Source organism: Pseudomonas sp. NY8896 (assembly GCF_039634505.1).
Genome location: NZ_CP132350.1, coordinates 6158636 through 6182907 on the forward strand (window position 1 = coordinate 6158636; position 24272 = coordinate 6182907).

The 24272-nt window shown below is 63.8% G+C and carries 22 protein-coding genes; 16 read left to right on the plus strand and 6 right to left on the minus strand.

Annotation, left to right across the window (positions count from 1 at the left end):
- Nucleotides 1-64: 64 nt before the first annotated feature.
- Nucleotides 65-1918: a sigma-54-dependent Fis family transcriptional regulator gene (locus Q9451_RS27825; RefSeq protein WP_012270324.1), complete on the minus strand. Its 1854-nt coding sequence runs from the start codon at nt 1916-1918 to the stop codon at nt 65-67.
- 111 nt (nt 1919-2029) lie between these two features.
- Entirely contained in the window at nt 2030-2158 is a 129-nt protein-coding gene (locus Q9451_RS27830) for a DUF2264 domain-containing protein (protein ID WP_218187659.1), read from the minus strand.
- A 43-nt stretch (nt 2159-2201) separates the two neighbouring features.
- Here Q9451_RS27830 and Q9451_RS27835 point away from each other — a divergent pair, with 43 nt between their 5' ends.
- The 7 genes from Q9451_RS27835 to Q9451_RS27865 all read left to right on the plus strand — a co-directional run bounded on the left by Q9451_RS27835 (nt 2202) and on the right by Q9451_RS27865 (nt 10165).
- A complete protein-coding gene (locus tag Q9451_RS27835) occupies nt 2202-3257 on the plus strand; it encodes an NAD(+)/NADH kinase (RefSeq protein ID WP_012270323.1) in 1056 nt (351 codons plus the stop codon).
- Nucleotides 3258-3279: 22 nt separating this feature from the next.
- Entirely contained in the window at nt 3280-4257 is a 978-nt protein-coding gene (locus Q9451_RS27840) for a thiamine pyrophosphate-dependent dehydrogenase E1 component subunit alpha (RefSeq protein ID WP_012270322.1), read from the plus strand.
- A gap of 33 nt (nt 4258-4290) precedes the next feature.
- Nucleotides 4291-5313, plus strand: coding sequence for an alpha-ketoacid dehydrogenase subunit beta (locus Q9451_RS27845; RefSeq protein WP_012270321.1), 1023 nt, complete (start codon nt 4291-4293; stop codon nt 5311-5313).
- Nucleotides 5310-6416 (plus strand): acetoin dehydrogenase dihydrolipoyllysine-residue acetyltransferase subunit, encoded by a 1107-nt coding sequence (locus tag Q9451_RS27850; protein ID WP_012270320.1) that lies wholly within the window; start codon nt 5310-5312, stop codon nt 6414-6416. Before Q9451_RS27845 ends, Q9451_RS27850 begins: the two co-directional genes overlap by 4 nt.
- A gap of 52 nt (nt 6417-6468) precedes the next feature.
- Nucleotides 6469-7533 (plus strand): 2,3-butanediol dehydrogenase, encoded by a 1065-nt coding sequence (locus tag Q9451_RS27855; protein WP_223296409.1) that lies wholly within the window; start codon nt 6469-6471, stop codon nt 7531-7533.
- Between the two features lie 226 nt (nt 7534-7759).
- Nucleotides 7760-9493 (plus strand): C13 family peptidase, encoded by a 1734-nt coding sequence (locus tag Q9451_RS27860; protein ID WP_012270318.1) that lies wholly within the window; start codon nt 7760-7762, stop codon nt 9491-9493.
- 27 nt (nt 9494-9520) lie between these two features.
- Complete coding sequence (locus tag Q9451_RS27865; RefSeq protein WP_012270317.1) at nt 9521-10165, plus strand: oxidoreductase; 645 nt, start codon at nt 9521-9523, stop codon at nt 10163-10165.
- A 48-nt stretch (nt 10166-10213) separates the two neighbouring features.
- On the opposite strand, the gene Q9451_RS27870 is transcribed toward Q9451_RS27865, so the two are convergent.
- The 4 genes from Q9451_RS27870 to Q9451_RS27885 form a co-directional block, all read right to left on the minus strand.
- A complete protein-coding gene (locus tag Q9451_RS27870; RefSeq protein WP_012270316.1) occupies nt 10214-10501 on the minus strand; it encodes a YceK/YidQ family lipoprotein in 288 nt (95 codons plus the stop codon).
- Nucleotides 10498-11127, minus strand: a complete 630-nt coding sequence (ubiX, locus tag Q9451_RS27875; protein ID WP_012270315.1) for a flavin prenyltransferase UbiX — start codon at nt 11125-11127, stop codon at nt 10498-10500. Before ubiX ends, Q9451_RS27870 begins: the two co-directional genes overlap by 4 nt.
- Complete coding sequence (gene mpl / locus Q9451_RS27880) at nt 11124-12473, minus strand: UDP-N-acetylmuramate:L-alanyl-gamma-D-glutamyl-meso-diaminopimelate ligase (protein WP_012270314.1); 1350 nt, start codon at nt 12471-12473, stop codon at nt 11124-11126. The genes ubiX and mpl overlap by 4 nt, the downstream gene beginning before the upstream one ends.
- Nucleotides 12474-12539: 66 nt before the next feature.
- Nucleotides 12540-14555, minus strand: coding sequence for a sigma-54-dependent Fis family transcriptional regulator (locus Q9451_RS27885; RefSeq protein ID WP_012270313.1), 2016 nt, complete (start codon nt 14553-14555; stop codon nt 12540-12542).
- A gap of 254 nt (nt 14556-14809) precedes the next feature.
- Here Q9451_RS27885 and Q9451_RS27890 point away from each other — a divergent pair, with 254 nt between their 5' ends.
- From Q9451_RS27890 to Q9451_RS27930, 9 genes are all read left to right on the plus strand, one after another.
- A complete protein-coding gene (locus Q9451_RS27890; RefSeq protein WP_012270312.1) occupies nt 14810-16330 on the plus strand; it encodes an aldehyde dehydrogenase family protein in 1521 nt (506 codons plus the stop codon).
- Between the two features lie 226 nt (nt 16331-16556).
- Complete coding sequence (gene eat, locus Q9451_RS27895) at nt 16557-18005, plus strand: ethanolamine permease (protein ID WP_012270311.1); 1449 nt, start codon at nt 16557-16559, stop codon at nt 18003-18005.
- A gap of 46 nt (nt 18006-18051) precedes the next feature.
- Entirely contained in the window at nt 18052-19446 is a 1395-nt protein-coding gene (locus Q9451_RS27900) for an ethanolamine ammonia-lyase subunit EutB (protein WP_345960817.1), read from the plus strand.
- Between the two features lie 8 nt (nt 19447-19454).
- Nucleotides 19455-20273 carry an ethanolamine ammonia-lyase subunit EutC gene (gene eutC / locus Q9451_RS27905; protein WP_012270309.1) on the plus strand — a complete coding sequence of 273 codons (819 nt, stop codon included), beginning with the start codon at nt 19455-19457 and terminating at the stop codon, nt 20271-20273.
- Nucleotides 20274-20381: 108 nt separating this feature from the next.
- The gene (locus Q9451_RS27910) at nt 20382-20840 is read left to right on the plus strand and encodes a GNAT family N-acetyltransferase (RefSeq protein WP_012270308.1); all 459 of its coding nucleotides are present in this window, start codon (nt 20382-20384) and stop codon (nt 20838-20840) included.
- 187 nt (nt 20841-21027) lie between these two features.
- The gene (locus Q9451_RS27915; RefSeq protein WP_012270307.1) at nt 21028-21675 is read left to right on the plus strand and encodes a DedA family protein; all 648 of its coding nucleotides are present in this window, start codon (nt 21028-21030) and stop codon (nt 21673-21675) included.
- Between the two features lie 21 nt (nt 21676-21696).
- Nucleotides 21697-22512, plus strand: coding sequence for a zinc-dependent peptidase (locus Q9451_RS27920; protein ID WP_012270306.1), 816 nt, complete (start codon nt 21697-21699; stop codon nt 22510-22512).
- A 93-nt stretch (nt 22513-22605) separates the two neighbouring features.
- Nucleotides 22606-23133, plus strand: coding sequence for an inorganic diphosphatase (ppa, locus tag Q9451_RS27925; RefSeq protein WP_003255365.1), 528 nt, complete (start codon nt 22606-22608; stop codon nt 23131-23133).
- A gap of 186 nt (nt 23134-23319) precedes the next feature.
- Nucleotides 23320-24021, plus strand: a complete 702-nt coding sequence (locus Q9451_RS27930) for an XRE family transcriptional regulator (protein ID WP_012270305.1) — start codon at nt 23320-23322, stop codon at nt 24019-24021.
- Nucleotides 24022-24272: the final 251 nt, after the last annotated feature.

The window sequence follows — 24272 nt, forward strand, 5'->3', positions numbered from 1 at the left end:
CGGACCTGTTCCGGGGTTTTTTATGCCTGCAACAATCTGGGGCCGCTATGCGGCCCCAATGGCCCTACCCCTTCATCCGCGGCATCTCGATACGATGCTCATGCACCCGTCGATACAGGGTCGCCCGCGAGATCCCCAAAGCCCGCGCCGCATCCGCTGGCTTCCAGCGATGACGGATCAATGCATCCAGCAGCAACTGCCGGGCCGGGCACGATACGCCGCTTTCAGCCGAAACAACCGCGTCACCGCGAACCTCATGCGGCAGGTCCTGCAAGTGCAACTGCCCGCCCTCGCTCACCGCACAGGCATAGCGCAACACCTGCCGCAGCTGGCGCAAATTGCCCGGCCAGCGATAAACCAGCAACGCCTGCAGCGCAGCATCGGCCAGTACCACCTCCACTCCACAGGCCTGGGCTTCTTCGGCCAGCAACTGGTGAATCAACCCCAAGCGGTCCTCGCGCTCACGCAGCGGCGGCAGCTCGAACCGGGCATTGGCCAGGCGGAAATACAGATCCTCACGAAAACGCCCGTCCGCCACCATGGTTGCCAGGTCGCGGTGAGTGGCACAGATCACCTGAATGTCCACCCGCTCGCGCCGTGCAGCACCCAGCGGCGCCACTTCGCCCTCGGCCAGCACCCGCAACAAGCGGGTTTGCAGGTGCAACGGCATATCGCCGATTTCGTCCAGGAACAGCGTACCGCCATCGGCCTGCTGCAACAGCCCCTGCATGCCTTTGCTGGAAGCCCCGGTAAAGGCTCCTGCGACATAGCCGAACAACTCGCTCTCGATCAGGCTTTCCGGGATGGCCGCGCAGTTCAGTGTGACGAACGGGCCGTCGCGGCGCAGGCTTTGCTGGTGCAACTGGCGGGCAAAGACCTCTTTGCCAGCACCGGTTTCGCCTAGCACCAGCACCGCCAGGTTGCAGTCCTTGACCCGCGTGGCCAACCGCAGGTGCTGCTCGATCCGCGCGTCCTGGGCCTGATGCAACGGCTGCGCGCGCTCGCGTCGTTGCGGCGCGCTGACCCGGCCATACAAACCACCCAAGCCGGGCAGGCGCTGGGCCGAAGTCGCGCTCACCCGGCGCAACTGGTCTAGGTCGAACAGTTCGCCAATATGCTCGGGCAAACGCCCCAAGCGCTCCACCAAGCGTTGCCGCGCCAGGCTGTTGATGGCCTGCAAGCGGCCATCGGCATCCCAGGCCAGCAGGTAATCGGGCTGGCTTTCCACATAACCTGGCGTGCCATGGGCACGCATCACCCAATGGCCCTGGGCACTGTGCATGAAGAAGGCGTTTTCGATCTCGCGGGCCGTCTGCTCGACCAGTTGCCGGATCAGGTGCTGGCTGCGCCGATCGTCTGGCGACTGCAAGGCTGATACATCCACCACACCCAAAAGCTCGCCCAACGGGTCGAATACCGGTGCGGCAGTGCAGGTAAGGCCGATGAAGGCGGCGCGAAAGTGATCGCGCTTGTGCACCGTGACCGGGGCCTTGCTGGTCAGCACCGCCGCCACGCCACAGGTGCCCTCCTCGCCCTCTGACCAGCAGGTACCCAAGTACAGCCCGGCTTTGCGGCAGTCGTTGCGGATGGCTGACTCGACCCGATAATCGATGGTGCGCCCCTGGGCGTCGGTCAGCAGCACGCAGTAGTCTGCGCCGCGCACCCGCTCATGCAGGCGTGCCACGGCATCGCTGGCGATACGCAGGAACAGCTCGGCGCGTTCGCGGCATTCGTTGAGCAGGCTTTGGGAAAGGATACGCGGCCCCTGCTGGGACCCAGGGTCGAGGCGGTACAGCTCCATGGAGCGGCGCCATGAGTCGAGGATCAGCGCAGGAACCGGCGCCTGTGGCAGGCGATCGGCATTCTTCAGCACCCTGCTGACGCAGTCGACGTGGGCTCGGGAGTTCGCGGCAAGCATTCAGGCCCTCCGGTTCTCGTTGCTGTTTTTATCGTTGTCCGGCCATTAAGCGCCTCTGTGCATGCCCCGACAAGCACTGTGTGATTACTGCCGAGCTTGAGACGCAGCGTCTCAGCGTCTCGGCATGGCCAGCCCCGCGCTGGCACCCGGCGTCTCGTCGGCGCCGCCGTGCAGGCCTGCCATAACTCGACCAAAGCCCTCTAGCGCGGCCACTTCAGCCAAGGCGAAGAAAGCTGGCACCGCGCTTGCTCAAGCCCTTGCAAACAAAAATACGAGGTGCGCCATGCCGCTGCCCGCCCCGATTGTCGGGATCATTGCCAACCCTGCCTCTGGCCGCGACCTACGCCGCCTGACCGCCAATGCCGGGCTCTATTCGAGCACCGACAAAGCCTCGGCGATTCAACGCCTGCTCGCAGCCTTCGGCGCCACCGGCATCGGCCAGGTGCTGCTGCCCAGCGACATGACCGGCATCGCCGCCGCTGTACTCAAGGCCAGCCAGGGCCCAGGGGCCCACGATCAGCACTGGCCGGCCATCGAGATCCTCGACCTGCCACTGACCCAGACCGTGGCCGATACCCACCTGGCTACCCGGCGCATGGTCGAGCGTGGCGTGTCGATGATCGCTGTGCTGGGTGGCGACGGCACCCACAAGGCGGTCGCCGCCCAAGCCGGTGACGTACCACTGGTGACCCTGTCCACCGGTACCAACAACGCCTTCCCCGAACTGCGCGAAGCCACCAGCGCGGGCCTGGCCGGCGGCCTGCTCGCCAGTGGCCGGGTGCCGGCCAGCATCGGCTTGCGCCGCAACAAGCGCCTGCTGGTGAACGTGCCAGAGCAACAGCTGGCGGAATGGGCCTTGGTCGAAGTGGCCGTGTCACCGCAACGCTTCATCGGTGCCCGCGCGCTCAGCCGCAGCGAGGACCTCTGCGAGGTCTTCGCCTGCTTCGCCGAGCCCCATGCCATCGGCCTGTCGGCCTTGTGCGGCCTGTGGTGCCCAGTATCGCGCCAGGACCCGCACGGCGCCTGGGTACGCCTGAACCCCGCTGCCGAGCAAGCGCTGCTCGCCCCCCTGGCCCCCGGCCTGCTGCAAGCCTGCGGCATTACCGCCAGCGGCCCACTGACGCCCGGCGTCGCCCATCGCCTGAGCCTGGCCAGCGGCACCCTGGCCCTGGATGGCGAACGTGAAATCGAATTTGCCGAACACGACACGCCCACCATCACCCTCGACCACCAAGGCCCGCTCAGCGTGGACGTCGAGGCCGTACTGGCGCATGCCGCTCGCCATCACCTGCTGGCCGTCCCGCGCGGCCACCGGCTGCACCCTGCAAACCCGTGTTGAGACAACCCTGGAGAACAACAAGATGTCCAATCAACTCAGTACCGAACAACTGCTGCATGCCTATGAAGTGATGCGCACCATCCGCGCCTTCGAAGAACGCCTGCACGTGGAATTCGCCACGGGCGAGATCCCCGGCTTCGTCCACCTGTATGCCGGCGAAGAAGCCTCCGCCGCCGGGGTCATGGCCCACCTGCGCGACAGCGACTGCATCGCCTCGACCCACCGCGGCCATGGCCACTGTATCGCCAAGGGCGTGGACGTGTACGGCATGATGGCCGAGATCTACGGCAAGAAAACCGGGGTATGCGGCGGCAAGGGCGGCTCGATGCACATTGCCGACCTGGAAAAGGGAATGCTCGGTGCCAACGGCATCGTCGGTGCTGGCGCTCCGCTGGTGGCCGGGGCCGCGCTGGCGGCCAAACTCAAGGGTCGTGACGACGTGTCGGTGGCGTTCTTCGGCGATGGCGCCTCCAACGAGGGAGCCGTGTTCGAAGCCATGAACATGGCGTCGATCATGAACTTGCCGTGCATCTTCGTGGCCGAAAACAACGGCTACGCCGAGGCCACCGCCTCCAACTGGTCGGTCGCCTGCGACCACATCGCCGACCGCGCTGCTGGCTTTGGAATGCCAGGCGTCACCATCGACGGCTTCGACTTCTTTGCCGTGTACGAGGCCGCAGGCGCGGCCATCGAGCGCGCACGTTCCGGGCAAGGCCCGTCGCTGATCGAGGTCAAGCTCAGCCGCTACTACGGCCACTTCGAGGGCGATGCGCAAACCTACCGCGCCCCCGATGAAGTGAAAAACCTGCGCGAATCCCGCGACTGCCTGATGCAGTTCCGTAACAAGACCACCCGCGCCGGCCTGCTCACTGCCGAGCAACTGGACGCCATCGACGCGCGCATCGAGGACCTGATCGAAGACGCCGTGCGCCGCGCCAAATCCGATCCCAAGCCACAGCCCGCCGACCTGCTCACCGACGTCTACGTCGCCTACCCCTGAGCCGCGGATTACAAGAACAACAGGAGAACCACCATGGCAAGAAAGATCAGCTACCAGCAGGCCATCAACGAAGCCCTGGCCCAGGAAATGCGCCGTGACAATACCGTGTTCATCATCGGCGAAGACGTCGCCGGTGGTGCCGGTGCACCCGGCGAGGATGACGCCTGGGGTGGCGTGCTGGGGGTGACCAAAGGCCTGTACCACCAATTCCCCGGCCGCGTGCTCGACGCGCCGCTGTCGGAAATCGGCTATGTCGGCGCCGCGGTCGGTGCCGCCACCCAGGGCCTGCGCCCGGTGTGCGAACTGATGTTCGTCGACTTCGCCGGCTGCTGCCTGGACCAGATCCTCAACCAGGCCGCCAAGTTCCGCTACATGTTCGGCGGCAAGGCGGTCACCCCGCTGGTGATGCGCACGATGTACGGCGCCGGCCTGCGCGCGGCAGCCCAGCATTCGCAGATGCTCACCTCGCTATGGACGCACATCCCCGGCCTGAAGGTGGTGTGTCCGTCCTCGCCCTACGATGCCAAGGGCCTGTTGATCCAGGCGATCCGTGACAACGACCCGGTAATTTTCTGCGAACACAAGCTGCTGTACAGCATGCAAGGCGAAGTGCCAGAAGAGGTGTACACCGTGCCGTTCGGCGAAGCCAACTTCCTGCGCGATGGCGACGACGTGACCCTGGTGACCTATGGACGCATGGTCCACGTGGCACTTGAAGCGGCCAACAATCTGGCCCGCCAGGGCATCGACTGCGAGGTGCTGGACTTGCGCACCACCAGCCCGCTGGACGAAGACAGCATTCTGGAAAGCGTGGAGAAGACCGGCCGGCTGGTGGTGATCGATGAAGCCAACCCGCGCTGTTCGATGGCCACCGACATCAGCGCGCTGGTGGCGCAGAAGGCCTTCGGCGCACTCAAGGGCCCGATCGAAATGGTCACCGCGCCGCACACCCCGGTGCCGTTCTCCGACGCACTGGAAGACCTGTACATCCCTGACGCGGCGAAGATCGAAACTGCCGTGCGCAAGGTGATCGAAGCTGCAAGGAGTGCCGCATGAGCCAGATCCATACCCTGACCATGCCCAAGTGGGGCTTGTCGATGACCGAGGGCCGGGTGGACGCCTGGCTCAAGCAGGAAGGTGACGAAATCAACAAGGGCGACGAGGTGCTGGACGTCGAGACCGACAAGATCAGCAGCAGCGTCGAAGCCCCGTTCAGTGGTGTACTGCGCCGCCAGGTGGCCAGGCCGGATGAAACCCTGCCGGTCGGCGCGCTACTGGCAGTGGTGGTGGAAGGCGAAGCCGAAGAAGCAGAAATCGATGCGCTGGTGCAACGCTTCCAGGCCGAGTTCGTCGCCGAAGGGGGCGCCGATCAGGCACAAGGGCCGGCCCCGCAGAAGGCGGAAGTCGGTGGCCGCCTGCTGCGCTGGTTCGAGCTGGGCGAAGGCGGCACGCCGCTGGTGCTGGTGCACGGTTTTGGCGGCGACCTCAACAACTGGCTGTTCAACCACCCGGCGCTGGCCGCCGAACGCCGCGTAATCGCCCTGGACCTGCCGGGGCACGGCGAGTCGGCCAAGGCCCTGCAACGGGGTGACCTGGACGAGCTGAGCGAAACCGTGCTGGCCTTGCTCGACCACCTGGACATCGCCAAGGCCCACCTGGCGGGCCATTCCATGGGCGGTGCGGTAAGCCTCAACGTGGCGCGCCTGGCGCCGCAGCGGGTGGCCAGCCTGAGCCTGGTGGCCAGTGCCGGGCTGGGTGACGCAATCAACGGGCAGTACCTGCAAGGTTTTGTCAGCGCCGCCAACCGCAATGCGCTTAAACCACAGATGGTGCAGCTGTTTGCCGACCCGGCGCTGGTCACCCGGCAAATGCTTGAGGACATGCTCAAGTTCAAGCGCCTGGAAGGTGTTGATGATGCCTTGCGCCAGCTGGCATCGGCCCTCGCCGACGGCGACCGGCAGCGCCACGACCTGCGCGGGGTGTTGGGACAGCACCCGGCACTGGTGGTGTGGGGCGGCAAGGACGCGATCATCCCGGCCAGCCATGCCGAAGGCCTGGAGGCAGAAGTACTGGTGCTGCCGGAGGCTGGGCATATGGTGCAGATGGAAGCGGCTGAACAGGTCAACCAGCAACTGCTCGCGTTCCTGCGCAAGCACTAAGCCCTTTCCGTGAGCCTGGAGAACAACAATGAACGACCTGAGCCACACCCATATGCGCGCCGCCGTCTGGCATGGCCGCAACGATATTCGCGTCGAACAGGTACCCCTGCCAGCCGACCCTGCGCCGGGCTGGGTACAGATCAAGGTGGACTGGTGCGGCATCTGCGGCTCCGACCTGCACGAATACGTCGCCGGCCCGGTATTCATCCCGGTGGAGGCCCCGCACCCACTGACTGGCATTCAGGGCCAGTGCATCCTCGGCCACGAATTCTGCGGCCAGATCGCCAAGCTGGGTGAAGGCGTGGAAGGCTTTGCGGTCGGCGACCCGGTGGCCGCAGACGCCTGCCAGCATTGCGGCACCTGCTACTACTGCACCCACGGCCTGTACAACATCTGCGAGCGCCTGGCCTTCACCGGCCTGATGAACAACGGCGCCTTCGCCGAGTTGGTCAACGTGCCTGCCAACCTGCTCTACCGGCTGCCGCAGGGCTTCCCTGCTGAAGCCGGGGCACTGATCGAGCCGCTGGCAGTGGGCATGCATGCAGTGAAAAAGGCGGGCAGCCTGCTCGGCCAAACCGTGGTGGTGGTGGGTGCTGGTACCATTGGCCTGTGTACCATCATGTGCGCCAAGGCTGCGGGAGCAGCGCAGGTCATTGCCCTTGAGATGTCCTCGGCGCGCAAGGCCAAAGCCAAGGAAGTCGGTGCCAGCGTGGTGCTGGACCCCAGCCAGTGCGATGCCCTGGCGCAAATCCGCGCACTCACTGCCGGGTTGGGGGCGGATGTGAGCTTTGAGTGCATCGGCAACAAGCACACGGCCAAGTTGGCCATCGACACCATCCGCAAGGCGGGCAAGTGTGTGCTGGTGGGCATTTTCGAAGAGCCTAGCGAGTTCAACTTTTTCGAACTGGTGTCCACCGAGAAGCAGGTGCTGGGGGCGTTGGCGTACAACGGTGAATTTGCCGATGTGATTGCCTTTATCGCTGATGGACGACTGGATATTCGCCCCTTGGTGACCGGGCGGATCGGGCTGGAGCAGATTGTCGAGCTGGGCTTCGAGGAACTGGTGAACAACAAGGAAGAGAACGTGAAGATCATCGTTTCACCGGGCGTGCGCTGAAGCCATTGGTTGGGGCAAACACTTGCATATGGCACCAATCCCTGTGGGAGCGGGTTTACCCGCGAAGAATGCGACGCGGTGCATGACACCGGCTTCGCCGGTGTTCGCGGCCAAAGCCGCTCCCACAGGTACCGCGTGAGCTTTAGGGGCCGTACAAGCCTTGCGCTCCCTGTCTCAGGATCCCATTCTGCGTCATACTCGGCAGACCTATTGCCCGGTCCTCGCCATGCGTCCACTGCTCCCCATTACCCTGGTCCTGCTGCTCGCCGCCTGTGGCGATGGCGAATCGCTGCTTCCGCCAGACGCGCGCCTGCCTGACGGCGGGCGTTACCGGGGGCAGGTGGTCGATGGCCTGCTGCAGGGTGAGGGCCGGATCGACTACCCCAACGGCAGCTGGTACGCCGGCAGCTTCAAGGATGGCCAGTGGCACGGCCAGGGCGAATGGCATGGCCAGAACGGCGAGGTGTACCGTGGCCAGTTCGCCGAGGGGCTGTTCCAGGGCCTGGGCGATTTGACCACCCCGGGCAGCCACTATGGCGGCACGTTCAAGCATGGCCGTCGCGACGGCGAAGGCACCCTCAAGCAGGCCGACCAGACCTACCGCGGCCAGTTCAAGGACGACCTCTACGACGGCGCGGGCGAGCTGGAACTGGCCGACGGCAGCCGCTACCAGGGGTTGTTCGCCAAAGGCAAGCCCAACGGTGCCGGCGTGCGTAGCGACGCCAGCGGCAACCAGTTCAGCGGCCACTTCATCAACGGCCAGTTACAAGGCAGCGGCACCTACGACAGCGTTGACGGCGAGCAGTACATCGGTGAGTTCAAGGACAACCGCCTGGAGGGCCGTGGCCGCTACGAAAATGCCGATGGCGATGTATGGATCGGTGAATTCAAGGATGGCTCGCTGGTGGGTGAAGGCGAACTGCTGGGCAGCGATGGCAGCCACTACAAAGGCGAGTTCGCCGATTGGCGCCTATCGGGCCAAGGCAGCCTGCAACTGGCCGACGGCAGCCAGTACATCGGCGGCTTCCTCAATGATGCCTACCATGGCCATGGCCGATTGATCCTGCCCAGCGGCAAGGTTGAAAGCGGCGTATGGGCAAATGGCGTGCGCGTGCGTGACCAGAAGGGCAAGCTGCTGCCCGACCCACTGGACCTGGCACTGCTCAACCAGGGCCGGCTGCTGGAAGAAGCGCTGGCCAGGGTGCCGCGCTCGGCGCCCCCGATCCAGCTGTACAGCCTGGTGGTGGCCGGCGATGGCCAGCAGAGCGTGTTCCTGCGTGAAGCCGATTATGTCAGCAACATGCTCAAGGTGCGCTTTGGCGCCCGTGGCCAGGTGACCCTGGTCAACCACCGCGACCATATGGCCACCCGCCCCATGGCCACCCGCGAGAACCTCACCCGTGCCGCCAGCACGCTGGCCGAACGCAGCGGCCCCGAAGACCTGGTGTTCATCTACCTCACCAGCCATGGCAGCCAGGACCACCAGTTGGTGCTCGACCAGCCGCGCCTGCAGCTGGCCGACCTGTCCGCCGACGAGCTGGCCACCGCCCTGGCGCCGTTGAAGGACCGCGACAAGGTAATCGTCATATCCGCCTGCTATTCAGGGGGCTATATCGCCCCTCTCAAAGATGAGCGCACGCTGATCATGACCGCCGCCCGGGCCGACCGCGTCTCCTTCGGCTGCTCGGAAGAGGCCGACTTCACCTACTTTGGCGATGCCTTGTTCGCCGAAGCGCTGAACCAGACCGACGACCTGAAACAGGCGTTTGAACTGGCGCGCGCCAGCGTTGCCGAACGAGAACAAAGGGAAGGCTTCGAAGCCTCTGAACCGCAGCTATGGGCGCCGCCAGCCGTGCTTGAACACTGGCAGCACCTGCGCCGCCAACAGGCCGAAGAAGCTTTGCGTAATGCCGCACAGGCCGCCGTGGGGGAACAGGCAAAAACGCCCCGCAGCCACTAAGCTTGTGTGTAACAAGGGAGAGACATCATGTATTTGACGCCTCAGCATGTCCTGCTTGCCGGTGCCACGGGCCTGACGGGTGAACACCTGCTGGACCGCCTGCTCAACGAGCCCACCATTACCCGCGTATTGGCGCCCACCCGCCGGCCACTGGCCGAGCACCCACACCTGGAAAACCCGGTGGGCGACCCGGCGGTGTTCCTCCCGCAGCTGGCCGGGCGCGTCGATATTGCCTATTGCTGCCTGGGCACCACGTTGAAACAGGCCGGCTCCGAGTCGGCCTTCCGCGCGGTGGACCTGGACATGGTGGTGGCGTTCAGCAAACGCGCAAGGGAAATGGGCGCACGGCATCTGCTGGTGGTCAGTGCAGTAGGCGCCGACCCCAAGTCGTCAATTTTCTATAACCGGGTCAAGGGCGAGATGGAAGAAGCGCTCAAGGCTCAGGACTGGCCACAGCTGACCATCGTGCGGCCCTCCTTCCTGCTGGGCGAGCGGATAGAGCCACGGCTCACTGAGCAGCTGGTTGCGCCACTTTCCAGGTTGATTCCTGGCAAGTACCGGGGGATCGAGGCGTGTACCCTGGCGCGGGCGTTGTGGCGACTGGCGCTTGAGGAAGAAGACGGGATACGGATTGTGGAGTCCGATGAATTGCGCAAGCTGGGCAAAAAATAGGGGGTTACCTGCCAGGGCCTCTTCGCGGGCAACCCCGCGAAAGGGCCCTTAAAGGCCGCCTGTGGCCTGGAAGCCTACACCTGCCGCTGTCAGTAAGGATAACGGCAACAACAGGGTATCGAGCAGCATGCTCCCCGGCAGGTCCAACCCCGGATAGGCCGGCGCATCAGCCCCATAATGATCACGCGGGCAGCACCCGCCGTTGATCACATACAAATCCAGCCGGGTGCCGGCATATACCACCGGTGCCCCAGGCTTGGCGGCATCCAGCGTGCGCACCGTGGCACAACCACTCAACAGCCCCAGCGCCAGCAAACTGGCCAGCGCTCGCTTCAATCATCCACCCCAAAATGATGCTCGCCCCAACGCGGCAGCATGTCCTGGGGGATGTTCAGCAGGTTGAGAATGCGCGCCACGACAAAGTCGACCAGGTCGTCGATGGTCTGTGGCTGGTGATAGAAGCCCGGCGCCGCCGGCAGGATCACCGCGCCCATTTGCGACAGCTTGAGCATGTTTTCCAGGTGGATGGTGGAGAACGGTGCTTCGCGTGGTACCAGGATCAGCTGGCGACGCTCCTTGAGGGTAACGTCGGCAGCCCGCTCGATCAGGTTGTTGCACGCACCGGTGGCAATCGCCGACAACGTGCCGGTAGAACACGGCACCACCACCATCGCTGCTGGGGCGCCAGAGCCCGAGGCCACGGGCGACATCCAGTCCTCCTTGCCGTACACACGGATCTGCCCATCGGCGGCGCCGGTGTACTCCGTCAGAAAGGCCTGCATTGCCTGGGGCTTGGCCGGCAGCAACACATCCGTCTCGGTGGCCATTACCAACTGCGCGGCCTTTGAGATGAGGAAATGCACCTCGCGGTCCTCACGCACCAGGCAATCGAGCAAGCGCAGGCCATATTGGGCGCCAGAGGCGCCCGTCATGGCCAGGGTGATGCGTTGCGGCCCGTTCACTTCAGCGCCTCGGCCAACTTGCCGTGCAGGCCACCGAAACCGCCGTTGCTCATGATCACCACATGGGTGCCTGGGCGAGCCTGGCCTTTGACCCGTTCGATGATCGCTTCGAGGCTGTCGGCCACCACGCTCGGCACCTTGCATTGGGCGGCGGTGGCGGCCAGGTCCCAGCCGAGGTTGGCCGGTGCATACCAGATCACCTGGTCCGCATCGTTGACGCTTTCTGGCAGGCCGTCACGGTGAGCACCAAGCTTCATTGAGTTGGAGCGTGGCTCGATCACCGCGATCACCGGTGCCTCGCCAACACGCTTGCGCAGGCCGTCGAGGGTGGTGGCAATGGCGGTCGGGTGGTGGGCGAAGTCATCGTAGATGGTCACGCCCTGCACTTCGGCCACCTTCTCCATGCGCCGCTTGACGCTCTTGAAGGCACTCAGGCCAGCGATCCCCATGGCCGGCACCACGCCAACATGGCGGGCCGCAGCCAGGGTGGCCAAGGCGTTGGCGACGTTGTGCTGGCCGGTCAGTGCCCAGTCCACCACGCCCTGCGCCTCGCCTTCGAACAACACTTCGAAGCGCGAGCCATCAGGGCTGAGCAGGCGAGCTTGCCACTGGCCTCCTTCACCGGTGGTTTGCACCGGGGTCCAGCAGCCCATGCCGATCACTCGCTCCAGCGCTTGCTCGGTGGTCGGATGGATGACCAGGCCCTCGCTGGGGATGGTACGCACCAAGTGATGGAACTGTCGCTCGATCGAGGCCAGGTCCGGGAAGATGTCCGCGTGATCGAACTCAAGGTTGTTGAGGATCGCAGTACGTGGGTGGTAGTGAACGAACTTCGAGCGCTTGTCGAAGAACGCGCTGTCGTATTCGTCGGCTTCGACCACGAAGAACGGCGTGTCGCCCAAACGCGCCGACACCGAGAAGTTCTGCGGCACACCGCCAATCAGGAAGCCTGGGCTCATGCCGGCGTGCTCCAGCACCCAGGCCAGCATGCTGCTGGTGGTGGTCTTGCCGTGGGTACCGGCAACGGCCAGCACCCAACGGCCTTGCAGCACGTGGTCGGCCAGCCACTGCGGGCCGGAGACATAGGGCAGGCCCTTGTTCAGCACGTATTCAACCGCCGGGTTGCCGCGCGACATGGCGTTGCCGATGACCACCAGGTCTGGCGCCGGGTCCAGCTGAGCCGGGTCATAACCTTGGGTCAGTTCGATGCCCTGGGCCTCGAGCTGGGTGCTCATCGGGGGATAGACGTTGGCGTCCGAGCCGGTGACGCGGTGGCCAAGTTCCTTGGCCAGCACCGCCAGCGAGCCCATGAAAGTGCCGCAAATACCGAGAATGTGAATATGCATGGTCGACCTCGCAAAACATCGAGGCAGGGTAGCCCAGGGCGCGACAAATCGCACCCGCTGTTTCGCTCAGTCGGCCCTGGTGATGCCGTGTTTGCGCAGTTTTCGATACAAGGTATTGCGGCTGATGCCCAAGTGCTCGGCGACGCGGGTCAAGTGCCAGTGTTTTGCCTCCAGCATGGCCAGCAAAACTTGCCGTTCCGCATCCTGCAAAACCTGGTTACCCACGGATTCACCGTCAACTGCGGAATCAACGCAGGTTGTGTGGGAGCGGGCTTGCCCGCGAACGAGGGCAAAACCCTCGCCCTCATACGGCTGTGAGGCAGCCTTCGCGGGCAAGCCCGCTCCCACAGGATTGGCGTTGTTGCGGACGATGGTTGGGAGATCCGCCAATGCGATTCGGGAATCTTCGCAAAGCGCCACCAAGGTACGCAGCACATTGCGCATTTGCCGCACGTTCCCCGGCCAGGTGAATTCGAGCAGTGCCTGCCGCGCCCTGGGCTCGATGTCGATCAACTGCCCCTGCGCCTCCTGGCGCAGCAGGAAGTCCAGCAACTGCGCCTTGTCACTGCGCTCACGCACCGCTGGCAACGCCACTTCCAGGCCATTGAGGCGGTAATAAAGGTCTTCGCGGAAACTGCCCTGCTCTACCCGCTCCAGCAAGTCACGGTGGGTGGCGCTGACAATGCGCACGTCCACCGCCTGCGGCTCGCCCCCGATCGGCACCACCTGGCGCTCCTCCAGTACCCGCAGCAGGCGGGTTTGCAGGGCCAGCGGCATGTCGCCGATCTCGTCCAGCAGCAAGGTGCCGCCGTCAGCCTGCAGCAGCTTGCCGCGCATGCCTTCCTTGCGCGCGCCGGTAAAACTGCCGCCACGGTACCCGAACAGCTCACTCTCGATCAGGCTTTCTGGGATCGACGCACAGTTGATGGCAACGAACGGCTTGCCGCGTCGCTCACTGGCCTGATGCACAGCCTGGGCGAAGGCCTCCTTGCCACAACCGGTCTCGCCGCGCAGCAGCAAGGGCACATCGCGCTCGAACACCCGCACGCTGCGCCGGAAGTCGTTTTGCAACGCCGGGTCGAGCAGGCAGACCAGCGGCTCCACTTCGCACGCGGGCCGCGGCTGGGCGGCTGGCACCGACCATACCGGCGCCCGGGCCTGCCCTCGCAGGCTGGCGAACACCTGGCGGCCGTCCAGGGTACGCAGCGGCCAGGCGGTGCTGCCGCCGGGCGTGGCGCGGCTGAACAATTCGTCATGGCTACAGGCAAAAAATCGCTCCAATGGTTTGCCCAGCACACCGCCCCGCACAGTGCCCAGCAGGTTAAGCGCGCTCTGGTTGGCAGCGCAAATGCGCCCATCGCCGTCGAACGCCAGCAAGCCTTCGCTGAACAAACCGACCGACTCGGCCTGCAGGTGAAAACGCAGCAGCCATTGCTGCTCGAAATGGCGAAGGAAGTAACAGCTTTCGATCATCTTCGCCGACAGGTTGACCAACGCCATGGTGTGGAACTGGCTTTGCCGTGATACGTCAGGACGCGCCGAGGACACGTCGAGTACCGCCAGCAACTCGCCATGCGGGTCGAACACTGGGCTGGCCGAGCAGGTCAGGCCGGTGTGGCGGCCACGGAAGTGCTCGTTCTGGTGGATAGTCAGCGCTTGGCGCTCGACCAGGCAGGTGCCGATGCCATTGGTGCCCTCGCGCGCCTCGCTCCAGTCGGCGCCCAGCCACAGCCCGGCACGCTCGAAGCTACGCCGCTCGGTGGGGGCGCTGACACAGTTGAGGATCACCCCGCGGGCGTCGGTCAGCAGCACTGCGTGGCCCGCGCCGGAAAGCTGCTGGTGCAGGCTGTTCATTTCATGGTCGGCAATTTGCAACACCTGGCGCAGGCGCTCGCGGCTTTCCAGCAGGCGCCCATGCTCAAGCACCACCGGCGCTTCGATCACCGTAGGGTCGAGGTGGTAGTCCTCCAGGCAGCGCAGCCAGGAGCGGGCGATGGACGGGTCACTGCCGCCCTCCCCAGCCCGACCATGGGCAACGCTATGGACCTGCTGGGCATGGCGACTGAAAGGGTTGCTCTGCATTGTTGTAGTTCTCCGCAGATAGAGCGTCAGCCCAGCATCCTCCACCCGGAAAGGCTTTGCAATGCACGCGCCTGTGACGTGTCGCAAATGGCACAAAATGTCACCCAGCGCGTACCGGCGCCGGCACAGCGACTGTTGATCAGCGCCGTGATACTGACCCAAGTCATTGATTTGCCTGGCACAGCCAACGCTGGCCCAACCTTTGCTCTACGCTTTTCAACTCCCTAACAAACACAATAGCCAGGAGACACACCATGCGTTACGCACATCCCGGTACCGAAGGCGCGAAGGTTTCCTTCAAGAGCCGCTACGGCAACTACATCGGTGGTGAGTTCGTTCCTCCGGTAAAGGGGCAGTACTTCGAAAATACCTCCCCGGTGAATGGCAAGCTGATCGCTGAATTCCCTCGCTCCACTGCCGAAGACATCGACAAGGCCCTGGATGCCGCCCATGCTGCGGCCGACGCCTGGGGCCGCACGTCGGTGCAGGACCGCTCCAACGTTCTGCTGAAGATTGCCGACCGTATCGAGCAGAACCTCGAGCTGCTGGCCATTACCGAAACCTGGGACAACGGCAAGCCAATCCGCGAAACCCTAAACGCCGACATCCCGCTGGCGGTCGACCACTTCCGCTACTTCGCTGGCTGCATCCGCGCCCAGGAAGGCGGCGCGGCCGAGATCAACGAAGGCACCGTGGCCTATCACATCCATGAGCCGCTGGGCGTGGTCGGGCAGATCATCCCGTGGAACTTCCCGATCCTGATGGCGGCCTGGAAGCTGGCGCCCGCGCTGGCCGCGGGTAACTGCGTGGTGCTCAAGCCTGCCGAGCAAACGCCCCTGGGCATCACCGTGCTGCTGGAAGTGATCGGCGACCTGCTGCCACCTGGCGTGCTGAACGTGGTGCAAGGCTATGGCCGCGAAGCCGGTGAAGCCCTGGCCACCAGCAAGCGCATCGCCAAGATCGCCTTCACCGGCTCGACCCCGGTTGGCTCGCACATCATGAAATGCGCCGCCGAGAACATCATCCCGTCAACTGTCGAACTGGGCGGCAAATCGCCGAACGTGTACTTCGAAGACATCATGCAAGCCGAGCCAAGCTTCATCGAGAAGGCGGCCGAAGGCATGGTGCTGGCATTCTTCAACCAGGGCGAAGTGTGCACCTGCCCATCGCGGGCACTGGTACAGGAGTCGATCTACCCGCAGTTCATGGAAGTGGTGATGAAGAAGGTGCTGCAGATCAAGCGCGGCGACCCGCTGGACACCGACACCATGGTCGGCGCCCAGGCCTCGCAGCAGCAGTTCGAGAAGATTCTGTCGTACCTCGACATCGCCCAGAAGGAAGGCGCCGAGCTGCTGACCGGCGGCAAGGTGGAAAAACTGGAAGGCTCGCTGGCCACCGGTTACTACATCCAACCGACCCTGCTCAAGGGCAACAACAAGATGCGCGTGTTCCAGGAAGAAATCTTCGGCCCGGTGGTCAGCGTCACCACCTTCAAGGACGAAGCCGAAGCGCTGGCGATTGCCAACGACACCGAGTTCGGCCTGGGCGCCGGCGTATGGACCCGCGACATCAACCGTGCCTACCGCATGGGCCGTGGCATCAAGGCTGGCCGTGTATGGACCAACTGCTACCACCTGTACCCGGCGCATGCCGCGTTTGGCGGGTACAAGAAGTCCGGTGTTGGCCGTGAGACGCACAAGATGATGCTCGACCACTATCAGCAGACCAAGAACCTGCTGGTGAGCTACGACATCAATCCGCTGGGCTTCTTCTAATCCGCGTCGCGGCCCTCGCGGGCTCGCCCGCTCCCACAAGCTCTGCACATGACTTGAATGTTGTGCAATCCCTGTGAGGGCGGGCAAGCGCGCGACGAGGCCGGGCCTGCATTTAACAATGCCAAAGCGGTTGCCGTGCACCAACCGCTCTGGCTCGCTTCCTGCAGTACCCATCACCATCGGCCCGGAACCCTTCCGGCCACCAAGAAAAACAACAGGTGAAACTATGCCAAGCGATCATTCCGCCGGCTCGCCGGCAGGCTCTTCCGTAGACTTCGAAAAAGTCGGTTCGGACTATTTCCAGCAACGTGAACTGAAAAAAGGCGCCGCCGGCTGGGTACTGCTGGTCGGCCTGGGCGTGGCCTATGTCATCTCCGGCGACTACGCTGGCTGGAACTTCGGCCTGGCCCAGGGCGGCTGGGGTGGCATGTTCCTGGCCACCCTGCTGATGGCCACCATGTACCTGTGCATGTGTTTCTCGTTGGCCGAGCTGTCGTCGATGATCCCCACCGCAGGCGGCGGCTACGGCTTTGCCCGCAGCGCCTTCGGCCCGTGGGGCGGCTTCCTGACCGGGACGGCGATCCTCATCGAATACGCCATCGCACCCGCCGCCATCGCCGTGTTCATCGGCGCCTACTGCCAGTCACTGTTCGGCATCGGCGGCTGGATGATCTACCTGGCGTTCTACATCGTGTTCATCGGCATCCACATCTTTGGCGTGGGTGAGGCGTTGAAGCTGATGTTCATCATCACCGCTATCGCGGCCATCGCCCTGGCGGTGTTCCTGGTGAGCATGGTGCCCCATTTTGATGCAGCCAACCTGTTCGACATCGCCAAAACGGACGCGGTAGGCGCCAGCAGCTTCCTGCCGTTCGGCTATGTCGGTGTGTGGGCGGCGATTCCTTACGCCATCTGGTTCTTCCTTGCCGTAGAAGGTGTGCCACTGGCCGCCGAAGAAACCAAGAACCCCAAGCGCGACCTGCCACGCGGCCTGATCGGTGCCATGCTGGTACTGCTGGCCTTCGCCCTGCTGATCTTGGTGGTCGGGCCTGGCGGTGCGGGGTCCGAAGCCCTGAAAGCGTCCGGTAACCCGCTGGTCGAGGCATTGTCCAAGGCCTACGGCGGCAACACCTGGATGGGCGGTTTCGTCAACCTGGTGGGCCTGGCCGGGCTGATCGCGAGCTTCTTCTCGATCATCTACGCCTATTCCCGGCAGATCTTCGCCCTGTCCCGCGCGGGCTACCTGCCCCGCAAATTGTCGCAAACCAACAAGAGCAAGGCCCCGGTGCTGGCTTTGATCATCCCTGGCATCATCGGTTTTGCCTTGTCGCTGACCGGCCAGGGTGACCTGCTGATCCTGGTTGCCGTATTCGGCGCTACCCTGTCTTACGTGCTGATGATGGCCGCGCACATCACCTTGCGCATCCGCCGGCCGAAGATGGAACGCCCATACCGCACCCCGGGTGGCGTCTTCACCTCGGGCGTAGCCTTGGTGCTGGCGTGCATCGCCGTGGTCGCCGGCTTCCTGGTCGACCCACGGGTGGTGATTGGCGCCGCAGTGATCTATGCGGTATTAATTGCCTACTTTGCTTTCTACAGCCGCCACCACCTGGTCGCGGGCACACCGGAAGAGGAATTCGCCGCGATCCAGAAGGCCGAAGAGGCCCTGCACTGATCGCCGCCACCCGCCGCGGGGCAACCCGCGGCTCTGGAGATTCTGTATGGCAAGTTTCGTACACACGGTCGGCCACCTGGTCTACCGCTTCGACAGCCTCAAGGACGTAATGGCCAAGGCCAGCCCGGCACGCTCGGGGGACTACCTGGCGGGCGTCGCGGCCAGCAACGACGGCGAACGTGTCGCGGCGCAGATGGCGTTGGCCAATATCCCACTGACGCACTTCCTCAACGAAGCCCTGATCCCTTACGAGGATGACGAGGTCACCCGCCTTATCGTCGATACACACGACGCCCAGGCTTTCGCCCCGGTCAGCCACCTGACCGTGGGCGGCCTGCGCGACTGGCTGCTCAGCGAAGAGGCCAATGAAGACAGCCTTCGCGCCCTGGCGCCCGGGCTGACACCCGAAATGGCGGCAGCGGTGTCGAAGATCATGCGCGTGCAGGACCTGGTGCTGGTGGCGCAGAAGATCCGCGTGGTCACGCGCTTTCGCGGCACCATGGGCCTGCGCGGGCGCCTGTCGACGCGGTTGCAACCCAACCACCCGACCGACGAACCGGCCGGTATTGCCGCCAGCATTCTCGACGGCCTGCTGTACGGCAACGGCGACGCCATGATCGGCATCAACCCGGCCACCGACAGCATCGCCTCGATCTGCGCCCTGCTGGAAATGCTCGATGCCATCATCCAGCGCTACGACATCCCTACTCAGTCCTGCGTGCTGACCCACGTCACCACCTCGATCGAAGCGATCAACCGTGGCGTGCCCCTGGACCTGGTGTTCCAGTCCATCGCCGGCACCGAGGCAGCCAACGCTGGCTTCGGTATCAACCTGAACGTGTTGCAGGAAGGCTACGAAGCCGGCCTGCCGTTGAAACGTGGCACCCTTGGGCAAAACCTGATGTATTTCGAAACCGGCCAGGGCAGCGCACTGTCGGCCAACGCCCACCATGGCGTCGACCAGCAAACCTGCGAAACCCGCGCCTATGCCGTGGCCCGCCACTTCAAGCCGTTTCTGGTCAACACCGTGGTCGGCTTCATTGGCCCGGAGTACCTGTACAACGGCAAGCAGATCATCCGCGCGGGCCTTGAAGACCACTTCTGCGGCAAGCTGCTGGGTGTGCCGATGGGCTGCGACATCTGCTACACCAACCACGCCGAAGCCGACCAGGATGACATGGACACCCTGCTGACCTTGCTGGGTGTGGCCGGGATCAACTTCATCATGGGCATCCCCGGCTCCGACGACATCATGCTCAACTACCAGACCACCTCGTTCCATGACGCGCTGTACGCGCGCCAGACCCTCGGCCTGAAGCCTGGGCCGGAATTCGAGGCATGGCTGGCCCGCACCGGCATCTTCACCCAGGCCGATGGCCGGGTGCGCTTTGGTGACAACCTGCCACCGGCCTTTCGCCAGGCCCTGGCACAGCTTGCATAGGGACGACCATGGACCATCGCACGCCTACCCCCGACAACCCTTGGCTGGCCCTGCGCAACCTGACCCCGGCGCGCATCGCCCTGGGCCGCACCGGCACCAGCCTGCCGACCGGCGCGCAACTGGACTTCCAGTTCGCCCATGCCCAGGCCCGCGATGCCGTACACCTGGCCTTCGACCACGCCGGCCTGGCCAGCCAGCTGAGTGATCGCGGGCGCGACAGCCTGGTGCTGCACAGCGCCGCCAGCGACCGCCACCAGTACCTGCAGCGCCCGGACTTGGGGCGACGGCTGAACGAAGACTCGATTGCCACCCTGCGCCAGCACACCCAGGCCAACCCCGGCGGCGTCGACCTGGCCATCGTGGTCGCCGACGGCCTCTCGGCGCTGGCCGTGCATCGCCACACCCTGCCGTTTCTGAACCGCTTCGAGGAGCAGGCCGCCGCCGACGGCTGGACCAGCGCCCCGGTGGTGCTGGTGCAGCAAGGCCGTGTGGCAGTGGCCGATGAGGTCGGCGAGCTGCTCGGCGCACGCATGACAGTGATGCTGATCGGCGAACGCCCGGGGCTGAGTTCGCCTGACAGCCTGGGCTTGTATTTCACCTATGCACCGAAGGTTGGCCTGACCGACGCCTACCGCAACTGCATTTCCAACATCCGCCTGGAGGGGCTGAGCTATGGCATGGCGGCTCACCGCCTGCTGTACTTGATGCGCGAAGCCTGCCGGCGCCAACTTTCCGGGGTGAATTTGAAGGACGAGGCCGAGGTCCATAGCCTGGAGAGTGAAGGCAGTGCCAGCCAGAAAGGTAACTTCCTGCTCGGCAAAGGGTAAAAAACATGTCACGGAAGGCGGATTGCACTTGTGCCGCGCATTGGGCAGCATGCCCTTGAAAGCTGCTGGCATTCCGCTGTTTCCCAAAATGGACTCTGAGGGCCGCACATGCGCATCATCAAGGCAACCCTGGAACACCTCGACCTGCTCACGCCATTGTTCGTCAAATACCGCGAGTTCTATGGTCAGCTGCCCTACCCCGACAGCTCGCGCAGCTTTTTGGAAAAGCGCCTGAAACGGGATGAATCGGTGATCTACCTGGCGCTACCGGATGATGACGACAGCAAACTGATGGGCTTCTGCCAGCTGTACCCCAGCTACTCGTCGCTGTCATTGAAGCGGGTGTGGATTCTCAACGATATCTATGTAGCCGAAGACTCGCGGCGCATGCTGGTGGCCGACCACCTGATGCGCGAAGCGAAGAAAATGGCCAAGGACACCAACGCCGTACGCATGCGGGTGTCGACCAGCGCGGACAACGAAGTCGCACACAAGACTTACGAATCCATCGGTTTTCGCGAAGACACCGAGTTCAAGAGCTATATCCTGCCGATCAGCCAGGATTGACCGGTGGCGGCCTTTTCGCGGGCACGCCCCCGAAGAGGCCGCCACAGGATTACCTCTATCGTAACCCCCCGCTACAAACTCCCCGGGCATGTTCCTGACTTAGCCGTATAATGCCTCTTCTGTCATGTGTGAAATTTTACCCATCCCCAGGTAACCGAGCCTACGCCCCAGAACACAGGTGCTGTACATGGATTTCAACCCGCTGGACCTTATCCTGCATCTCGATGCTTACCTCGATCTGCTGGTCACCAATTACGGTCCCTGGATCTACGCCATCCTGTTCACCGTGATCTTCTGCGAAACAGGGCTGGTGGTAATGCCCTTCCTGCCGGGCGATTCGCTGCTGTTCATCGCCGGCGCCGTGGCTGCGGGTGGCGGTATGGACCCTGTCCTGCTGGCCGGCCTGCTGATGGTTGCCGCGATCCTGGGTGACAGCACCAATTACGTGATCGGCCGAACGGCCGGCGAGCGCTTGTTCAACAACCCCAACTCCAAGATATTCCGCCGCGATTACCTGCAACGCACCCACGAGTTCTATGAACGCCATGGCGGCAAGACCGTGACCCTCGCGCGCTTCCTGCCCATCCTGCGCACCTTCGCGCCGTTCGTCGCCGGCATCGCCCACATGCATTACCCACGCTTCCTTGGCTTCAGTGTCGCCGGCTCGCTGCTGTGGGTCGGCGGGCTGGTCACCCTGGGTTATTTCTTCGGCAACGTGCCGTTCATCAAGCAGCACCTGTCGCTGATGGTGGTGGGCATTATCATCCTGTCGCTGGTGCCGATGATTCTCGGCCTGCTGCGTGGGCGTCTGGGCCGCACGGCCAAGGCTCACTGAACCCGCACAAGAGCAACCGGCATGTGGTCATTCAGCGCCTGGCGGCGCAAGCGCACTCTGGCGCGTTACCCGATCACGCCACAGCAATGGCAGGCCGTACGCGAGCGCCTGCCCATGCTGGACGGCATCACTGACGCAGAAGACCAATGGCTGCGCGAAGCCTGCATCCTGTTCCTGCTCGACAAGCACCTCACCTGCCTGCCCGGCGTCGAACTGGACGACGAGCAGCGCCTGTTGCTGGCCGCCCAGGCACAGTTGCCACTGCTGCACCTGGGCGAGCTGAACTGGTACCAGGGCTTCCACGAAATCATCCTGTACCCCGACGACTTCAAGAGCCCCCAGCGGCACCGCGATGCCAGTGGCGTGGAGCATGTGTGGGACGGCGAGCACAGCGGCGAAGCCTGGCAACAGGGGCCGATCATCCTCGCCTGGAACGGCGTGCTGGGCAGCGGTGGCTGGGAGGCCTACAACCTGGTCATCCATGAGCTGGCGCACAAGCTCGACATGCTCAACGGCGATGCCAACGGCCTGCCACCACTGCACAGCGGCATGCCGGTGGATGAGTGGGCAACAGCCATGCAGCAGGCTTACGACGACCTCAACCGCCAGTTGGATGCCGACCCTGACGCCGAAACCGCCATCGACCCATACGCTGCAGAAAACCCGGCAGAATTCTTTGCCGTCACCAGCGAATACTTCTTTAGTGCCCCCGACCTGCTGCATCAGGCTTATCCACAGGTCTACCGCCAGTTGTCGCAGTTCTACCGGCAAGACCCGCTGGCGCGCCTTTGCCGGCTGCAGGCCGAACACCCCGAGTACCGCGAAAGCCACGCCTGACGGGGCCGCACATCAGGCCAGACGTGGCATGCCCCGGCAGAATGTGCCTATAATCGCCGCCACTTTTTTGGTCAAACACGGGGGCACTGCCCAATGAGCTACAGCAAGATTCCGGCGGGCAAAGACCTGCCGAACGACATCTACGTCGCCATCGAGATCCCGGCCAACCACGCGCCGATCAAATACGAGATCGACAAGGACAGCGACACGCTGTTCGTCGACCGTTTCATGGCTACCCCAATGTTCTACCCAGCCAACTACGGTTTCATCCCGAACACCCTGGCTGACGACGGTGACCCGCTGGACGTGCTGGTGGTTACCCCTTATCCGGTAGCGCCAGGCTCGGTAATCCGCGCCCGCCCGGTTGGCGTACTGAACATGACCGACGACGGCGGCGGCGACGCCAAGGTCATCGCCGTTCCTCACGACAAGCTGTCGCAGCTGTACGTCGACGTGAAGGAATACACCGACCTGCCAGCCCTGCTGATCCAGCAGATCGAGCACTTCTTTGCCAACTACAAAGATCTCGAGAAGGGCAAGTGGGTCAAGATCGAAGGCTGGGAGGGCGCTGATGCTGCCCGTGCTGCGATCACCAAATCGGTTGCTGCCTACAAGGGCTGATACCGGTTGCATAAAAAACCCCGCCTTGGCGGGGTTTTTTTACGCCTGAAAGGGCGATGCGCTGATTACTAGTAACAAATCCTACGCAGTCCTACACCAACGCCCTACAGGCGGCCTCTTTTCACACAAACCCCATCAACACCCGGTTCATATCCTTGCTGGCGCCCCGCCGCTACACTCGCTGCCATGAACACTTCCGGTGACCGCCTCAAGGCCCTGCTGCATGAATGCGGCCTGACCCCTTCCGATTTCGCCGCCCAGCGCAGCGTCACACCGCAGCACGTCAACAACTGGTTCAAACGCGGTGTGCCTTTGGCCCGGCTGGATGAGCTGGCCGACCTGTTTTGTGTGCACCGCCGTTGGCTGCGCACCGGTGAAGGGCCCAAACACCCCAACCCGATCCTGCGCAACGGCCCGCCAAAGCCGGCACTCGCCAACCCACCCACTCCGCTGTCGGTGCGACACGGTCGGGTACTGAACGTGCCTTATTACGAGATGCATAACAGCCTGCTGTCGCCAGTGGCGGGCAAAAACCTGCGCCTGCCGGCAAAGGCCCTGAAGGGGTTGGGTGTACAGGCCGGTAACGCGATCTGCCTGGCGATGCCGGCCGGCAACATGCTCCCGTTGATTCCGCTGGAGGCCACCCTGGCCATCGACCTGAGCATGACCCGAGTGGTCGATGGCGAGACCTATGCCCTGCTGCACAACGGCATGCTCAGGGTTAACAGCCTCAGCCTTGGCCTGCACGATACGCTCTATCTGCACAGCCATGACCGGCGTAACTATGCGGTCGAACGCTACACCCCAGCGCAGCGCCAGGCGCAGGGGCTGGAGATCCTTGGCTGGGTGTTCCACTGGTCACATTTCCGCCAGCAGCGGCCAGGCTGAAACACCCTGTGCCATTTTTTGCTGGGCATCCTGCGCGGGCCCTTGTATGCTACGCGGCACATTTAGCCCCGACCGGCGCAAGCCGCGGTCCAGAGGGCTCGGCGATATCCCACACGGGCATCTGCCATCTCTTTCAGGCCCTTGATGGCCACACAGTTAAGGCGATTGCGGCTTACCATAAATTAGTCGGAAGCGTCCCCGAGAAGCCGGCCACAAGCCGGCTTTTTAATACCCCGTCGTATACGCTACAA

What these genes read in the sequence shown, in the direction of transcription:
- Q9451_RS27825 (WP_012270324.1), bottom strand. Translation starts at nt 1,918, where the DNA reads ATGCTTGCCGCGAACTCCCGAGCCCACGTCGACTGCGTCAGCAGGGTG.
- Q9451_RS27835 (WP_012270323.1), top strand. Translation starts at nt 2,202, where the DNA reads ATGCCGCTGCCCGCCCCGATTGTCGGGATCATTGCCAACCCTGCCTCT.
- Q9451_RS27840 (WP_012270322.1), top strand. Translation starts at nt 3,280, where the DNA reads ATGTCCAATCAACTCAGTACCGAACAACTGCTGCATGCCTATGAAGTG.
- Q9451_RS27845 (WP_012270321.1), top strand. Translation starts at nt 4,291, where the DNA reads ATGGCAAGAAAGATCAGCTACCAGCAGGCCATCAACGAAGCCCTGGCC.
- Q9451_RS27850 (WP_012270320.1), top strand. Translation starts at nt 5,310, where the DNA reads ATGAGCCAGATCCATACCCTGACCATGCCCAAGTGGGGCTTGTCGATG.
- Q9451_RS27855 (WP_223296409.1), top strand. Translation starts at nt 6,469, where the DNA reads ATGCGCGCCGCCGTCTGGCATGGCCGCAACGATATTCGCGTCGAACAG.
- Q9451_RS27860 (WP_012270318.1), top strand. Translation starts at nt 7,760, where the DNA reads ATGCGTCCACTGCTCCCCATTACCCTGGTCCTGCTGCTCGCCGCCTGT.
- Q9451_RS27865 (WP_012270317.1), top strand. Translation starts at nt 9,521, where the DNA reads ATGTATTTGACGCCTCAGCATGTCCTGCTTGCCGGTGCCACGGGCCTG.
- mpl (WP_012270314.1), bottom strand. Translation starts at nt 12,473, where the DNA reads ATGCATATTCACATTCTCGGTATTTGCGGCACTTTCATGGGCTCGCTG.
- Q9451_RS27885 (WP_012270313.1), bottom strand. Translation starts at nt 14,555, where the DNA reads ATGCAGAGCAACCCTTTCAGTCGCCATGCCCAGCAGGTCCATAGCGTT.
- Q9451_RS27890 (WP_012270312.1), top strand. Translation starts at nt 14,810, where the DNA reads ATGCGTTACGCACATCCCGGTACCGAAGGCGCGAAGGTTTCCTTCAAG.
- eat (WP_012270311.1), top strand. Translation starts at nt 16,557, where the DNA reads ATGCCAAGCGATCATTCCGCCGGCTCGCCGGCAGGCTCTTCCGTAGAC.
- Q9451_RS27900 (WP_345960817.1), top strand. Translation starts at nt 18,052, where the DNA reads ATGGCAAGTTTCGTACACACGGTCGGCCACCTGGTCTACCGCTTCGAC.
- eutC (WP_012270309.1), top strand. Translation starts at nt 19,455, where the DNA reads ATGGACCATCGCACGCCTACCCCCGACAACCCTTGGCTGGCCCTGCGC.
- Q9451_RS27910 (WP_012270308.1), top strand. Translation starts at nt 20,382, where the DNA reads ATGCGCATCATCAAGGCAACCCTGGAACACCTCGACCTGCTCACGCCA.
- Q9451_RS27915 (WP_012270307.1), top strand. Translation starts at nt 21,028, where the DNA reads ATGGATTTCAACCCGCTGGACCTTATCCTGCATCTCGATGCTTACCTC.
- Q9451_RS27920 (WP_012270306.1), top strand. Translation starts at nt 21,697, where the DNA reads ATGTGGTCATTCAGCGCCTGGCGGCGCAAGCGCACTCTGGCGCGTTAC.
- ppa (WP_003255365.1), top strand. Translation starts at nt 22,606, where the DNA reads ATGAGCTACAGCAAGATTCCGGCGGGCAAAGACCTGCCGAACGACATC.
- Q9451_RS27930 (WP_012270305.1), top strand. Translation starts at nt 23,320, where the DNA reads ATGAACACTTCCGGTGACCGCCTCAAGGCCCTGCTGCATGAATGCGGC.